This window comes from Polaribacter aestuariivivens, from assembly GCF_005885675.1.
Taxonomy (GTDB): Bacteria; Bacteroidota; Bacteroidia; order Flavobacteriales; family Flavobacteriaceae; genus Polaribacter; species Polaribacter aestuariivivens.
Genome location: NZ_VANR01000004.1, coordinates 42,554 through 57,125 on the forward strand (window position 1 = coordinate 42,554; position 14,572 = coordinate 57,125).

Here is a 14,572-nt window from a genome sequence, read left to right on the forward strand (position 1 = left end):
CGTTTCTAAAAATACATTTAATTACTTTTAAACATAATTAATTTACAAAGTAAAAATGAAGCAAACAGCATTTATTACAGGCGCAACTTCAGGCATTGGAAAAGCCACCGCAGAAATTTTTGCAAAAAATAACATTCGTTTAATTCTTTGTGGTAGAAGAGCTGAACGTTTACAAGAACTTCAACATAAATTAAGCAAGCTTACCCAGGTTACTACCTTACAGTTTGATGTTTCGAAAAGAAACGAAGTTGAAAAAGCCATAAAATCACTTCCAGAAAACTTTCAACAAATAGATATTTTAATAAACAATGCTGGAAACGCACATGGTTTATCTACCATACAAGATGGAAATATTGATGATTGGGATGCAATGATGGATATTAATGTAAAAGGGTTATTATATGTTTCTAAAGCTCTCATTCCTCAAATGACAGAGCGAAACAATGGTTTCATAGTAAATATAGGCTCTATTGCTGGTAAAGAAGTTTATCCGAATGGAAATGTATACTGTGCTTCAAAACACGCTGTAAATGCCCTTAATAAAGCAATGAGGATAGATTTAAACAAACACAACATTCGTGTTTCTGCAATTCATCCTGGAGCTGTAGAAACCGAATTTTCTGAAGTTCGTTTTAAGGGAGATGTTAAAAAAGCAAAAGCGGTTTATACAGGTTATAAAGCATTACAAGCAGAAGATATTGCCGATATTATTCATTTTGTTATTACAAGGCCTTATCATGTAAATATCGAAGATTTAGTAGTGTATCCAACAGCACAGGCAACAGCAACAATCATGAATAAAAATTAATAGAAATGGATACTAAAGAATTGTACAAAGATTGGATAGCGTTAAGTGAAAAATATTGTCAAGATTTGTCGATTCTAAATAAAATTTCACTAAAAATAAAGAAAAAATATTCCGAAAGAAACAGGCATTACCACAATTTAGAGCATATTAACACCATGCTAAATTTGGCAAAAGAAAATGCTTCAGAAATTAAAAATTTAGACGAAGTTTTATTTGCAATTTGGTTTCACGATATTATTTACAAAGCCAGATCCAAAAAAAACGAAGCCAGAAGCGCAAAATTTGCCAAAAAAAATTTACAAAAACATCTTTTTAAAGAACTAGATATTCATAAAATTTCTCAATTAATACTTTCAACAAAAAAACATAAAATTATTATTGATGATGATTTAGACAATGCTTTTTTGCTAGATTTCGATTTATGTATTTTAGGTCAAAACTGGAAAGTTTACGAAGCATACACTCAAAAAATTAGAAAAGAATACAAACTGTATCCTGACTTTTTATATGTTCCAGCAAGAAAAAAAGTTTTACAAGATTTTTTAAATCGCGAAAAGCTATTTTTTACAGAGAAATATCAACAATTATTTGAGGCAAAAGCAAGAGAAAATATTCAAAAAGAAATAAATTTATATAGTTAAAATGATTAACAAAAGACTTTTAATCAAAAACCTACTTTCTCATAACGATGAGAACAGTTTTTACGATAAAAAGCAAAAAATATCATTTGGCTCTAAAGAAGGAAAAGCAAAATTTTTAAAACACGTTTGTGCGCTTTCCAACTCAAATCCAGAAAACAATTCATACATTATAATTGGTGTAGAAGATGCTGCCAATAAAATAATTGGAGTCGATTTTTTTGACGATAGTAAAATTCAGAACTTGGTAAATGCCTATTTAAAAAACCCTCCAAAAATTGAATATGAAAATGTGCCTTTTCCGCGTTTACAAAGGCACAAAGTAGTTGGTTTGGTTACAATTTACCCAAATAAAAAAGTTACTTCACTTTTAAAAAACACTTGGAAATACAAACGAAACACTGTTTTTTATAGAAGAGGTAGCAATTCTATGCCTTTTTTGAGTAATAATTTTGAGCTTAGAAATACCAACAAAGAAATTGTTGAAGCCATAGAAAAAAATGCAAGTAATAATATTGAATTAACCCTAAATGGTGTATTTGATTTTATGAATAATCACAAACCAGAATACAATCCACAATATAAAGTTTTTAATGAACAGTTTGTATTGTGTTGGGCTGGAGAACGTAAAATTATAAATAACCAAGAGTTTTTTTCTAGAGTAGATATTGAGTTGATAAACGAACAAGTAAAACTCTTTTTTTCTGCCTTAGATGATGTTCAAATAAGTTACAATAACAATTCATTTATAGTTACGGAATACATTTTTTTGGGTTTAGAAAAACAAGAAAAATACTATCCTTTAGAAAAAACAATTATTCATTTTAAAAACAATGGTAAACACGATATTGTAAAAGAGTTTTTATTTGAACCTCCAAAATTTGATGTTGAAATTATAAATCATATCTACAACAATTGCAATACTGTTGTTAAAAAAATAGAAGAAAACAAACCACTTTCTAAAACGGAATATTTAGATGTTCTAAGACTGCCAACAAATTATTTAATTTGTTACTTACATGGTTTTTTAGATGCTGCTGAGCAATTAAAAAAAGCGAAGAATTATATCAGAAACTTAATCGATAAAACTACGTATATAAACTATAAAGAAGCATTACGAATTATTCGAAAAGTACAGTATAATTAGCTGAGTTCGTTTAACGCATTTGTATATGGTAGTTTATTATGAGAATTAGAAGTAAATTTATGTATAATATTGTAAACTATTGCCTTATTCTATAGTTTACTTGAATGGCTCTACAATATTACCTTTTCTATCTATTTTTCCTTTCTTTCCATTTAGCTCAGCTTCTAAAATATCGTTGGTACTAATATGATCTAAATCATCATATTTAATGTCTATTACAATTTCACCTCTTTCATTCAATGAGCCCCACTTTCCATTTAACTTAACAAAAGCTATTCCTAGGTTTCCGAAAAACTGCCAAATCTCATCATAAATAAAATCAGCTATCATTTTTTCATTCTTATCAACAATACCCAATTTTCCATTCTTTTTAACTTGAAAGAAATCTTTGTTGCCTAATTTATATGCAGCTTCATATTTATGTGTTATTACAACATGATTCGTCCTATCAATAATGCCCCATTTTCCATTTAATTTGGTTGGTAAGTAATTCCATTCCGGATATATTCTATCATAGCCATCTTCATATTCAAATGGTATAATTATTTCAAAATTACTGTTTATGTATCCAAATTTATTGTCAATGTTAAATCCCCAAAGTTTTTTTATGTCCCATGTTTTTATAGCTTCAACACTTTTTGGACCTAACTTTAATTTTATTTTACTAATTATTTGCTTGTTTTTTTCTTTTTCCGCCTCTATATAATTTTCAATTTTAGAGCTATAAGAGGAAATGTCCTTTATAATATCACTGGAAAGGTTAAGTCCTTCCAGTGTGTACAACTCTTCTTTAGCTTTTATATACTTTTCCTGACCAATTAAGCACTTTACTTTTAAGTTTTGTGCTGCGGCTAATAGTTTACCATCAGTAAGCTTTTCAATCTCATTTACTTTTTCTAAACTTTCTGTATATTCCTTATTGTCATAAAGTTCCTGAGCAGTTAAAAATTTAGCTTTAATCTTATTTTGAGTTCTAGTGTCTATTTGAGCATTAATATTTGCAACACTAAAAAGTAATAAAGCTATTATTATAAATATCTTCTTTTTGCCTCTATTTTCCATTGTTTACCTTTTTTTATACATTCTTGTGCGTCTCGCTTGTCTCTTAAATCTGATGCTGCTTTGTTGTAATTGCCTTTTACTATTAACAGTTTAGTTTCGTTCTTAAAGCTACCAGTGATTACTTTTCTTGAACCATCAATAAATTGCCCTCGTTCATCTACATACCCAACTTCTTTGACGCTTGCAGAATAATAACCTAAACGACAACTACAAATTTTTTCAGAATCAATGTCAATAGATACTTTTGCAATGCCATCTTGAAATTTTTCGATGCTCCACTTTTTATATGGTATTAGTACTTTATTTGTTTCAGGATTAATGACACCTTGCAAATCATTTTTATAATCAATTTTAAAGCTAGAATTATTTTTTTGCGAAACTGTTTCTTGAGTGAGAAAGTCCAAATTGTCATTATTGCTTTCTGAATTGCTGTTGTTTAAAAAAGAATCGTCAAGTTGATTATTTGATTTTTTAGAAGCAGTTCTTTTCGACAGTATGTCATCAAAAGATACATCATAAATTGTGTTTACATCTTCAAGGTTTTTGGCTTCTTTTGAGACTAATTCTAATTGAGAATTTAAATCATCTAAGCTAATTGTTGATTGATTATTTTTTGAAATAGTCTTACTTTTTTTGCTAGAGTTTTTAGAAGAAATAGTCTTACTTTTTTTATGTTTTTCCTTGCATTTTTCAAGACAACAGGCATAAGCTGCATATTTTCTGTAGCTGTCGTCTTTTCTGTTGTCCGTGTATTCACATGGTGGAACATTCAGTTCAGGAATCACTTTGCCATTCCATTCGCAATCGCAATTTTTATTGTTTTGAGCAGAAATACTATTTACAGTAAATAGTAAAAAAATAAATATTAATAAGGTTGTTTTTTTCATAACTGTTTACAATTATAATGATATAAAACGATTTATACCTGAAGTTAAACAAATTTATCAATTTATTTTTACTCTTTTTTTGATGTATCAAAAAACTACACAAATTTCAATTTAGAAAACGATTTATTTAAAATAGAAACATCATCTACTTGCAGCCATTTATCTAAAATTGTAGCATAAATTTCTCTGAAATCTATTTCGTGTTTTATATTTCCATTAGCATCTAAATCACTTAAGTTAGGTAAACTGTTATACAAACCTTGTTGTTTTAAGTTTTTACCAATAACAAAAACGTTATTTGCTGCACCATGATCTGTTCCTTTAGATTCGTTTTGTTTTACACGACGCCCAAATTCTGAAAAAGTAAGAATTAGAACGTCATCAAAATTGTTATTTTGTTGTAAATCTTCAACAAAAATAGCCATACTTTCTGCATAAGTTTCTAACAAACGAGCTTGTGTATTTTGCTGGTTTGCATGTGTGTCAAAACCTGTTAAACCTGCATAATATACCTGTGTTTCTAAACCAGAATTTATAAACTGAGAGATGGTTTTTAATTGTTTGCCAAATAAGTTTTTAGGGTAATTGTTTGAGGCTGTTTTTACTTTTGTTTTTTCAAAAATATATTTTGCAGACGATTTTGCATCAATCATAGTATTGTATAAATACCCTAAATTGTGCTCGTTTAAATGAGCGTTTGTATTTGCATTTATTATATTTTTATAAAAAGGTTCTTTTAGCGAATTGTAAAGCGTTTTAGCATCAGTAACTGCCAAACCATTTTGCGTATTTCCTTTTAATAATAATGATAAAGATTCATCTACCTCTATTGCTTTTGATGGGTTTGCTTTGGTAAAATCTAAATATCTTCCAACCCAACCGTTTTGTAAATATTCGTTGCTATCACTTGCTGTTTGCCAAATATCTGTAGATCTAAAATGTGATAAATTCGGGTTTGGATAACCAACATTGTTTATTACACTAACAAAACCTTTATCATATATTTTTTGCAATGGTTGTAGGCTTTTATGAAAACCAACTTCATCAGAAATTTTTAAAATTTCATTTTCTTTTAAAGCAATATTTTCTCTTTGTTGATAATAAATATCATTTCTAAAAGGTACTATTGTGTTTAAACCATCGTTACCACCTTTTAACTGAATAATTACAACTTTTTTATGGCTAAAAGTTTTTGGAAGTTGTTGTTCAAAAGCTTTTAAAAACTGAGGAACAAAAAACATTCCTGAAGCAAAAGTAGTTTGTTTTAAAAAATCTCTACGTTTCATATGTTTGTTCTTATTGTTTTTTATTGGTTATATGTTGCTTTTCAAAACTATCTTAAAAAATCGTAACACATTTGTAAGTGAAAAGGTTCATAAGTTAGTCTTTTAGCAAAGTTGATATTCTGGAGTTGACATTAATTGTATGCAGAAATCTTTCTTTGGAATGTTTATATTTTCTAGCAATAATTTTTCTGTACCTGGGTTTATTTTTGATGATAAAACCTGAGTAATTAAATTTTTGTTATCAATTTTTTCATAGTTTTTTTCAAAAGAACTCCAATCTGTTTTTGTTCTAATAAACGCTTTTCTTTTTAGCTTTTTGGCACTTAAATTTGTAACCATAGTTTCTTCATCACCAGTATCTGAATAAGTGATTTCGGCATTATTTAATAAAATGGAAGGCAAGCGTAAACGCCTAACCAAAGTATTACTGTCAATCCAATTTCTACCAGTTTTCCAACCAGCAACATTGGGTGGTCTTAATAAAGTTTGGCCCAACAAACGTTGTACTAATATGGCTTGTTTTGGTTTTTCAAAATCGTAAGGAACTATGGTATGAATGCCAGCTAAAAACTCCATAGGCGATTTTATTTTTGTACCAATATTTTCATCGTCATAAAACCAATCAGATAGTAAAACAAATCGCATTAACTTTTCAATATCATAATTTTTATAAAAAATAGCTGTCATTTCTGCAACGTGATTTTTATTGATATTTTCATTCACAAAATAGCGATATATTTTTTCTGAAATAAATTTTGCACATTGTTCTTGATCTAAAATAATATCAATAATATCATCTCCAGTAAAGTTACCAGTTTTGCCAAAAAAAGTTTTTTCATTTTCGTCATGATGATTTTTTCGCATCACAAATTGTCCTCTAAAATTATGTGAATATCCTGTAAAAGCTCTAGCAGATTCTTTAATATCAGTTTCTGTATAATTTCCTTGGCCCAATGTAAAGAGCTCCATTAATTCTCTGGCAAAATTTTCATTCGGACTCTTTTTTCTATTTTGTTTGTTATTCAAATAACCTAACATTGATGCGTCTTTGGCTATTTTTTTTGTAAAATCTTTAAAATTTCCGAAAGCATTTTCTCGTAGTAAATTATTATAATTCTGCGTAAAAAGTATGTTGTTTCTACTTTCACTTACAAAATGATTCGCCCAAAATAACGTCATTTTTTCTCTAAAAACTTCTGTAGGATTTAAAATTCTTTCCATCCAAGAAACAGAAAATTTTTGTACTTTTTTCCTGCTTTTTATTCTAATTTCTTGTCTTTTTTCCTTGTCTTTTAAATCACCAGGTTTTATATCTTTTAAAAATGAAAGATCAGCTTTTATAGGAGTTATAGTTGCTGAATTTATAAAAATATCATCTACAATTTCATGTTTACTTTTTTTAGATAAACGCTCTAGTTTTAAGGGTGTAATACCAAAACCGATTCTATTATATAAATGTTGTATGTGTGCTGATTTCATGTTATTTAGACTTCTAAATTTAAAAATAGTTTAATTACACAGGTTAAAATTGTTAAAAACCTCTTAAAACAAATTCAATTTTTAAGTTCTTTAAAAATAGTTTATTTTTTTTGTAACTTACCTCAATAATATAAAACTCCATTTCTTATGCCAAATTACACTTTAAATGTTAACGGGAAACAAGTTTCTGTTACTGCAGACGCAGATACACCATTACTTTGGGTTTTACGCGATGAACTAAATTTAGTAGGCACAAAATTTGGATGCGGTATTGCACAATGTGGTGCATGTACAGTACATATTGATGGTGTTGCTACTAGAAGTTGCCAAATACAAGTTTCTATTTTAGACAACACAAAAATTACTACCATTGAGGGGTTGTCTAAAGACGGAAATCATCCAGTACAAGAAGCTTGGAAAGAGATTGATGTACCACAATGTGGTTACTGTCAAGCAGGACAAATAATGACGGCTTCCGCTTTTTTAGCAGAAAATAAAAACCCATCAGAAGAAGAAATTAGAAATGCAATGCATGGTAATATTTGTAGATGTGCTTCATATAATAGAATTGAAAAAGCAGTAAAAGTTGCTTCACAAAAAATGTAAATAAAACTAAAATTATAAAATCATGAAATTACATAAAAACGATAATTTTAGCAGAAGAAACTTTTTAAAAACATCTGTTTTAGCAAGTGGAGGCATGTTAATTGGATTCAACTTTTTAACGGCTTGCAAGCCAGAAGCTAAAATGCCAGTAGATATTGCTAGTTTAAACTTTAACGATTTTAATGCTTTTATTAAAATTTCAGATGAAGGTTATGTAACTATTTTTTCACCAAATCCAGAAATAGGACAAGGTGTAAAAACCTCTATGCCAATGATTATTGCAGAAGAATTAGATGTAGAATGGAAAACTGTAACAGTAGCTCAAGGAATTTTAGATACTAAAAATTATACAAGGCAAGTTGCAGGTGGAAGTCAATCTATACGTCAAGGTTGGGATGCTTTAAGACAAACAGGCGCAACTGCAAAACAAATGTTGGTAAATGCAGCCGCAAAAAAATGGAATGTAGATGCAACCACTTTAAAAGCTTCAAAAGGAATTATAACTAACGAAAAAGGAGAAAAATTAGGTTATGGAGCTGTTGTAAAAGAAGCTGCTTTACTAGAAGTTCCAGAAAAAGCACAACTAAAAGAAACCAAAGATTTTACCATTATTGGTCAAGATGCTATAAATGTAGATATTGATAAAATTATTACAGGAGAACCGCTTTTTGGTTTAGACTATAAAACTGAAGGAATGCTGTATGCCTCTGTTTTGAGACCACCAGCTTTTGGACAAAAATTAGATACCTATGATGATGCCAAAGCAAAAGCTGTAAATGGAGTTTCTGATGTATTGAAATTTGGAGATAAAATTGCAGTTTTGGCAAGTTCTACTTGGGCAGCAATGAAAGGTAAAAAAGCACTTTCTGCGACTTGGAAAACAGATTCGAAAGCAGAAAGTACAGAAAAACACGACAAAATTTTAAACAAAATTTTAGACGGAAAAGATTTTGACGTTCGAAGAGAAGATGGAAATATAAAAAAGGCATTTTCAACAGCAGATAAAGTAATTGAAAGAACTTATAATTCGCCATTTTTACCACACAATTGTATGGAACCTATGAACTTTTATGCAGATGTTACTGCAGATAAAATTCATTTAGTAGGTCCAATTCAAACTCCACAATGGACTGCAAATAGAGTCGCAAAATTATTAGAAAGAAAAGTAGATGAAATTCATTTAGAAATGACAAGAATGGGTGGTGGCTTTGGTAGACGATTGTATGGAGATTTTGCTTTGGAAGCTGCAGAAATTTCTAATTTGGCAAAAAAACCGATAAAAGTTGTTTTTTCGAGAGAAGATGATATGACTGCAGGAACATACAGACCTGCTATAAAATATAGAATAAAAGCATCTTTAAAAGATGGAAAAGTTACAGGTTATCACTTAAAAGAAGCAGCAGTAAATGGAAATATGTATGGTTTAATTCCTAATTTTTTTCCAGCTGGTTGTATTCCAAATTATAAAGTGGAAACTGGCAACTATAAAAGTAACATAACTACAGGAGCTTGGAGAGCACCATATACCAATTTTTTAGCCTTTGCTGAGCAAAGTTTCTTTGATGAATTAGCAACAGAGCTAAATGTAGATGCGATTCAATTACGTTTAGATTTGCTTCAAAATGTAAAAAATACGGACGATAAAAGAATCGAATATTCTGGACAAAGAATGGAAGACACAATTAAGTTGGTAAGAGAAAAATCTAATTGGGGAAAAAATGCTGAAGGAACATATCAAGGTTTTGCAGCTTATTATAGCCATAATACACATGTTGCAGAAGTTGCAGAAATAGAATTAAAAGACGGAATTCCTGTAATAAAAAAAGTAACAGTTGCTGTGGATTGTGGTGTTGTTGTAAATCCTACAGGAGCTAAAAATCAAGTTGAAGGTGGTGTAATTGACGGAATTGGGCATGCAATGTATGCAGATTTTTCTTTTAAAGATGGAAAACCAGAATATAAAAACTTTGATAAATATAGGTTGATTAGAATGGGTGAAACTCCAAAAGTAGAGGTCCATTTTGTACAAAATAATTTATCGCCAACAGGTTTAGGAGAACCAGGTTTACCTCCTGCAGGTGGTGCAGTAGCAAATGCAATTAATGCAGCTTTAGGAAAGAGATTGTACAATCAACCATTTGTAAATGAAATTAAAAAGAGTAGTATTTTAGGGTAATTAACTTTAATTATACACTTTTTTGGAAATAAAAAAATCTCAAGACATTTACGTCTTGAGATTTTTATTTTACTTTTCTTTTCTTTTTCAGTTTTTTCTTTTTCAAGAATTTTTTGGATATATATTATGCTGATACAGCTAACTTATTTTTTTTCTTATAATTACTTGGCGAGCAATTATACATTTCTTTAAATCTTTTAGAAAAATAACTTCTACTAGAAAAACCTAAACTATATACAATTTCAGATATTGTTAAATCTGTATTCATAATTAAGTCTTCAGATTTTTGTAAACGTACAGATCTAATATATTCACAAACAGTTAAACCGTGCATTAACTTAAAACCTTCTTGTACTTTTGCAGCTGTAAGACCAACTTTACGAGTTAAAACATTAATTTTATGATCCATATCTGGGTAATTGTTTACATACTCAGTTAAATCTTTAATTAGCTCCATTTCAGTTTTTGTTAATGAACTTGTTGCAACTTCAGTATTGTTTAAATCTTTTTTATGTTGCTCAATTTCTAAAGCTAAAATTAGGTTTACAACACCTTTTGTAAGTAATGCTTTTACAACACCTTCGTTTTTAATAGCTCTTAATTGCTTTATGTTTTCTGCAATTTTAAGGTTGTAAGAACCTAAATAAATATAATCTTCAGTTTTACCATCAATAAAAATATTTTTTATAGCGGTATTAATTTCAGAAGCTTTTCCTTTACTACTTGATGTATTTACAGAAATTATAGTTGTATTAGTTTCTACACCTTTAAATAATGTAATGGTGTTTTTATTAGAAACAACATTAGATAAAATACTGGTTTGAAACGTTTCTATAGTATTTTTGTTTTTTTGATTTTTAAAAGAGTGAGAAATTTTTCCTTTAGAACAGTATACAAAATTTACATGAGAGCCAGTTTTTGCATCTATATTTATTTGAAAGTCTTGGTTAGAAGTAATATTAAATTCTAATACACTAATACCATCTTCTAAGCTAATAGAACGAATGGTTCCGTTTGCTATTTTATTATTTATTTTTAAAAATTGTTCTTTTTTTGTTCTATTTAAAGTACCTCCAATTTCTTTTTGTAATTTATTAAAAAATAAATTTAAGCCGTTTAATTTAGAATTTACAGTAATCATGATCGGTTTGATTTTTTGATTATTATTAATTTATATTCTTAAATAAAGATTAATTAATTACGTTATATCTTTTACTTAAAATGATACTACAAAGAAAACACCTGAATCGACTTTTCGTGTTACACAATTTTTTTTTTTTGTTATAAGATTTCACATATTCTTATAAAATTTAGTTTTTTAGGACATTAAATCACTTATTTTTAGATGTTTACATTTTTTTACATGTATCTTTTTAGAAATTATATAAGATTATGAGGTAATTATATAAAGTTTTTTGATAGGTAAGTTTTTATTTTTGAGAAACAAAAAACTGAACAAAAATTCATAAGAGATGAAAAATTTAGCACTTACTTATATATTGTTTACTGCGATAATATTTTCGGGAACAAAAACTACAGATTCAAAATTTCAGACAACTATAGAAAAAGAAGTAATTGCAACTTTTGATGGAGCAGAAGGAAATTATTATTTCTTTACAGATTCTGAAAGAAAAGCCCTTCAATTTGAAGAATTAGATTTAGCTGCAAAAAATAAGTTCGATTTAATTACTGGTGATTATGTTGGAAAGGTTTTTGAAATATCTTATGAAGGTTCAAAAATATTAGATTTGAAAAAGAAAGAATAAAAGAATACTACCAAATAAAAAAACACCTGAAAAGGTGTTTTTTTATTTGTAAATGAGTGTATAATTAGATAAGGAATTTAATTTTTAATTCTGTAACCCAAAATTCCTAAAACAATAGCAAGTAATAATAGTAGATGAATTAACAAAGATCCTAAGGCAAAAACAAAATAACTTAATGCCCAAATTACAATAATAAGTATTGTGATGGTATATAAGAGATTTTTCATGTTTCGTTTATCTTTTGCTAATAATTTTTTTTACGTTTTCTTTTTGAGCTTTTAAAAAATCTTCAGTCTCATTGGCCAACACATTCATTTTTATGTTGTTAGATTTTTTAATTAAATTTTCCATGACACTTAATTGCTTATCAAGCATTTCATCAAGTTTTATCAGGTAATCTTTTTCGCTTTTATGTACACTATCTATTTTGTCTAAAAATAAAACTTCGTCTTTACTAGGTAATAGTATTAATTCGTCTTTAGAAACTTTTTTTAAGTTACTTAAACGGTTTTGTATTTCGTTATTTAATGATTGTAAAAAAAACTTTGTTTCTACAGTTAAACTGTCTTTAGTTTTTAAATAATTGTTATAATTAATTAAACGAATGTAATTTTCAGTTGCAGTAACAAAAAGTTTTGCATCATCTTGGTTTCTAGTAATCTTATCTTCCTTGTTCTTTAAGTTATCTTCTTCTGTTTTACCATTATTATTGTTGTCGCAAGACATTATTGCAAACAGAAAAACACTAAGAAAAAAGCTTTTTAGTATTTTTTTGTCCATATACATTTGTATTGATTTTTTGTATCTGTGCAAAGCTCCATATAAAATATGGTTTTATTGTTATAGAATTTACATGATAAATTATAGAATTTCCATTATTTCATTGAATATGAAAGGAAAAATGTTTGAAAAACAAAACTAAAAAAATTATTTTAATGGAAGAAATACTTCAAAAATTGCACCCTCATTTATTTTTCCTTCTGCAAAAATATAACCTTGATGATTTTCTACTATTTTTTTACAAATAGAAAGGCCAATTCCGGTTCCAGAATATTCATTTTTGTTGTGTAATCTATTAAAAAGCACAAAAATATTTTCAGCATATTCTTGCTCAAAACCAATTCCGTTATCGGTAAAAACTATTTTATGATAGTAGTTGTACTTTGGTTTTTTTAACTTTAAAACGTCATCGGCTTTTACTTTTGAATAAGAAATGGTAATTATTGGAGGCGTATTTTTTTTGCTATATTTTATAGAGTTACCAATTAAATTTGTAAACAATTGCTGTATTTGAAAAGGAATAACTGTTATCATGGGTATGGCATCTGCAGTTATTTTTGCGTCTTTTTCTGATATCATTTCTGCCAACTCTTGTTTTGCATTTTCTAACATAATATTCATGTTAGTAACTGCAAAAGCTTCTTCAGATTTGTTGGTTCTTGAAAATTGTAACAAATCATCTATTAACAAACGCATTCTTGTAGCTGCTTTTTTTATTCTATCTAAATATAAAATACCTTTTTCTGATAATGATGCAGCTTCTTTATCTTCTAACCTAGATATAAATGTTTGAATTTTTCTTAAAGGTTCTTGTAAATCGTGACTTGCAACATAGTTAAAAGACGACAATTCTTTATTATTACGTTCTAGTTCTAAATTTCTTTCTTCTAATAATTTAAAACTTTGTACCTCTTCAGTAACGTCTGCAGTTGTTCCTAAAACCCTTCTAGTATTGTCTTCACTACTAACCAATACTTTTGCATAGGCTTTAAAATGCCTGATAGTACCATTTTTTTGAACAATTCTATAATATAAAAAAGGAAGGTTTTCAGTCTCCATCATTTTTGTTACTTGTTCTGTTACATGATTTACATCTTCTGGGTGTACAAATTGATAAAAGTTTTCTAAATTAGGTTCAAACGATTGTGGTTGTTCGCCTAAAAGACGGTATAAATTATCTGAAAATTCGTATCTGTTTTCTTCAGTAAAATACGTCCAAGTACTATGTTTATTTACAATTTCTGATTGATTTGTAGATTCTTTAAAAACCTCTAACTGTCCATTTTTAAACTTTAATATTTTAAGGTTTTTATTTATTCTAAAATAGGTAAGCAACAGTAATAATAACATTAAAATTAAAACTGAATAAATAATTATGGGTGTGTTAGAAAGGCTTTCTGTACTTAGTTTTTTACGTTCTTTAAGCAATTCATTTTGATGATTAATCATTTCGCTAACCTTAGAGCGAATTTCATTCATAATTTTTTTATCTTCAATTAAAAGCGCGTTGAATTGTTTTGAATTTAACTTATTTTCATTGGTTAGAGTAAGAATTTGATCTAATGCTTTTAATTTTTTATCAATTAAAGTATTTAACTTTTTAAGGTTATTTTGTTGTACTGTATCGTTTTTAGTTAATTGTTTTAATCTTGCAAAAGTGTTGTTGGTGTTTTCTCTACCAGAAAAAAAAGGTTGTAAAAACTCTGTGTTTTCAGAAATTAAATAACCTCTTTGACCTGTTTCGCTGTCTTTTAAATAAGAAAGTATTTGTTCTAATTGTACGTTTACTTCGTAAGTATGTTCTACTAGGTTAAAAGAATCTACCAATTTACGAACATGTTTATAGGCAAAACCGCCCATACAAAGTATAATAAACAAACTTATACCAAAGGTAATTTTTAAAACACGTTCAGATTTTACAATTGTTCTTAACATGA

14 protein-coding genes are annotated in these 14,572 nt (G+C 28.1%); 6 read left to right on the top strand and 8 right to left on the bottom strand.

The genetic code is table 11. The features are described from left to right. Positions 1 to 55 precede the first annotated feature (55 nt). From FDT66_RS08220 to FDT66_RS08230, 3 genes are read left to right on the top strand one after another with little or no spacing between them, the layout of a single operon-like run. Positions 56 to 808, top strand: a complete 753-nt coding sequence (locus FDT66_RS08220; protein WP_138535699.1) for an SDR family NAD(P)-dependent oxidoreductase — start codon at positions 56 to 58, stop codon at positions 806 to 808. Positions 809 to 813: 5 nt separating this feature from the next. Then, entirely contained in the window at positions 814 to 1,449 is a 636-nt protein-coding gene (locus FDT66_RS08225) for an HD domain-containing protein (protein ID WP_246034801.1), read from the top strand. A 1-nt stretch (position 1,450) separates the two neighbouring features. After that, entirely contained in the window at positions 1,451 to 2,593 is a 1,143-nt protein-coding gene (locus tag FDT66_RS08230) for an ATP-binding protein (RefSeq protein WP_138535700.1), read from the top strand. A 96-nt stretch (positions 2,594 to 2,689) separates the two neighbouring features. On the opposite strand, the gene FDT66_RS08235 is transcribed toward FDT66_RS08230, so the two are convergent. The 4 genes from FDT66_RS08235 to FDT66_RS08250 form a co-directional block, all read right to left on the bottom strand. Further along, positions 2,690 to 3,655, bottom strand: a complete 966-nt coding sequence (locus tag FDT66_RS08235) for a WG repeat-containing protein (protein ID WP_138535701.1) — start codon at positions 3,653 to 3,655, stop codon at positions 2,690 to 2,692. Next, a complete protein-coding gene (locus tag FDT66_RS08240) occupies positions 3,622 to 4,542 on the bottom strand; it encodes a hypothetical protein (protein ID WP_138535702.1) in 921 nt (306 codons plus the stop codon). Before FDT66_RS08240 ends, FDT66_RS08235 begins: the two co-directional genes overlap by 34 nt. A 95-nt stretch (positions 4,543 to 4,637) precedes the next feature. Then, on the bottom strand, positions 4,638 to 5,828 hold the full coding sequence (locus FDT66_RS08245; RefSeq protein ID WP_138535703.1) for a DUF1501 domain-containing protein: 1,191 nt from the start codon (positions 5,826 to 5,828) through the stop codon (positions 4,638 to 4,640). A gap of 102 nt (positions 5,829 to 5,930) precedes the next feature. Then, positions 5,931 to 7,307: a DUF1800 domain-containing protein gene (locus tag FDT66_RS08250; RefSeq protein ID WP_138535704.1), complete on the bottom strand. Its 1,377-nt coding sequence runs from the start codon at positions 7,305 to 7,307 to the stop codon at positions 5,931 to 5,933. A 147-nt stretch (positions 7,308 to 7,454) separates the two neighbouring features. Between FDT66_RS08250 and FDT66_RS08255 the strand changes: the two genes are divergently transcribed. Together FDT66_RS08255 and FDT66_RS08260 are read left to right on the top strand one after the other, a co-directional pair. Beyond that, a complete protein-coding gene (locus FDT66_RS08255) occupies positions 7,455 to 7,913 on the top strand; it encodes a (2Fe-2S)-binding protein (protein WP_138535705.1) in 459 nt (152 codons plus the stop codon). A 22-nt stretch (positions 7,914 to 7,935) separates the two neighbouring features. Next, positions 7,936 to 10,089 carry a xanthine dehydrogenase family protein molybdopterin-binding subunit gene (locus FDT66_RS08260; RefSeq protein WP_138535706.1) on the top strand — a complete coding sequence of 718 codons (2,154 nt, stop codon included), beginning with the start codon at positions 7,936 to 7,938 and terminating at the stop codon, positions 10,087 to 10,089. Between the two features lie 124 nt (positions 10,090 to 10,213). Here the strand turns inward: FDT66_RS08260 and FDT66_RS08265 are convergent, their stop codons facing one another. Continuing rightward, positions 10,214 to 11,230: a helix-turn-helix domain-containing protein gene (locus FDT66_RS08265; protein WP_138535707.1), complete on the bottom strand. Its 1,017-nt coding sequence runs from the start codon at positions 11,228 to 11,230 to the stop codon at positions 10,214 to 10,216. A gap of 331 nt (positions 11,231 to 11,561) precedes the next feature. On the opposite strand from FDT66_RS08265, the gene FDT66_RS08270 reads away from it, so the two are divergent. Further along, complete coding sequence (locus FDT66_RS08270) at positions 11,562 to 11,855, top strand: hypothetical protein (RefSeq protein WP_138535708.1); 294 nt, start codon at positions 11,562 to 11,564, stop codon at positions 11,853 to 11,855. Positions 11,856 to 11,932: 77 nt separating this feature from the next. Here the strand turns inward: FDT66_RS08270 and FDT66_RS14035 are convergent, their stop codons facing one another. The 3 genes from FDT66_RS14035 to FDT66_RS08280 form a co-directional block, all read right to left on the bottom strand. After that, positions 11,933 to 12,082 carry a DUF5670 family protein gene (locus FDT66_RS14035; protein ID WP_171032354.1) on the bottom strand — a complete coding sequence of 50 codons (150 nt, stop codon included), beginning with the start codon at positions 12,080 to 12,082 and terminating at the stop codon, positions 11,933 to 11,935. A gap of 7 nt (positions 12,083 to 12,089) precedes the next feature. After that, positions 12,090 to 12,635, bottom strand: coding sequence for a hypothetical protein (locus tag FDT66_RS08275; protein ID WP_222927915.1), 546 nt, complete (start codon positions 12,633 to 12,635; stop codon positions 12,090 to 12,092). A gap of 147 nt (positions 12,636 to 12,782) precedes the next feature. Then, the gene (locus FDT66_RS08280; RefSeq protein ID WP_138535710.1) at positions 12,783 to 14,570 is read right to left on the bottom strand and encodes a CHASE3 domain-containing protein; all 1,788 of its coding nucleotides are present in this window, start codon (positions 14,568 to 14,570) and stop codon (positions 12,783 to 12,785) included. Positions 14,571 to 14,572 lie beyond the last annotated feature (2 nt).

Bases quoted from the DNA above. Each gene is read 5' to 3' on its own strand.
- FDT66_RS08275 (WP_222927915.1), bottom strand. From the start codon at position 12,635: ATGGACAAAAAAATACTAAAAAGCTTTTTTCTTAGTGTTTTTCTGTTT.
- FDT66_RS08265 (WP_138535707.1), bottom strand. From the start codon at position 11,230: ATGATTACTGTAAATTCTAAATTAAACGGCTTAAATTTATTTTTTAAT.
- FDT66_RS08220 (WP_138535699.1), top strand. From the start codon at position 56: ATGAAGCAAACAGCATTTATTACAGGCGCAACTTCAGGCATTGGAAAA.
- FDT66_RS08225 (WP_246034801.1), top strand. From the start codon at position 814: ATGGATACTAAAGAATTGTACAAAGATTGGATAGCGTTAAGTGAAAAA.
- FDT66_RS08230 (WP_138535700.1), top strand. From the start codon at position 1,451: ATGATTAACAAAAGACTTTTAATCAAAAACCTACTTTCTCATAACGAT.
- FDT66_RS08280 (WP_138535710.1), bottom strand. From the start codon at position 14,570: ATGTTAAGAACAATTGTAAAATCTGAACGTGTTTTAAAAATTACCTTT.
- FDT66_RS08260 (WP_138535706.1), top strand. From the start codon at position 7,936: ATGAAATTACATAAAAACGATAATTTTAGCAGAAGAAACTTTTTAAAA.
- FDT66_RS08235 (WP_138535701.1), bottom strand. From the start codon at position 3,655: ATGGAAAATAGAGGCAAAAAGAAGATATTTATAATAATAGCTTTATTA.
- FDT66_RS14035 (WP_171032354.1), bottom strand. From the start codon at position 12,082: ATGAAAAATCTCTTATATACCATCACAATACTTATTATTGTAATTTGG.
- FDT66_RS08255 (WP_138535705.1), top strand. From the start codon at position 7,455: ATGCCAAATTACACTTTAAATGTTAACGGGAAACAAGTTTCTGTTACT.
- FDT66_RS08250 (WP_138535704.1), bottom strand. From the start codon at position 7,307: ATGAAATCAGCACACATACAACATTTATATAATAGAATCGGTTTTGGT.
- FDT66_RS08270 (WP_138535708.1), top strand. From the start codon at position 11,562: ATGAAAAATTTAGCACTTACTTATATATTGTTTACTGCGATAATATTT.
- FDT66_RS08245 (WP_138535703.1), bottom strand. From the start codon at position 5,828: ATGAAACGTAGAGATTTTTTAAAACAAACTACTTTTGCTTCAGGAATG.
- FDT66_RS08240 (WP_138535702.1), bottom strand. From the start codon at position 4,542: ATGAAAAAAACAACCTTATTAATATTTATTTTTTTACTATTTACTGTA.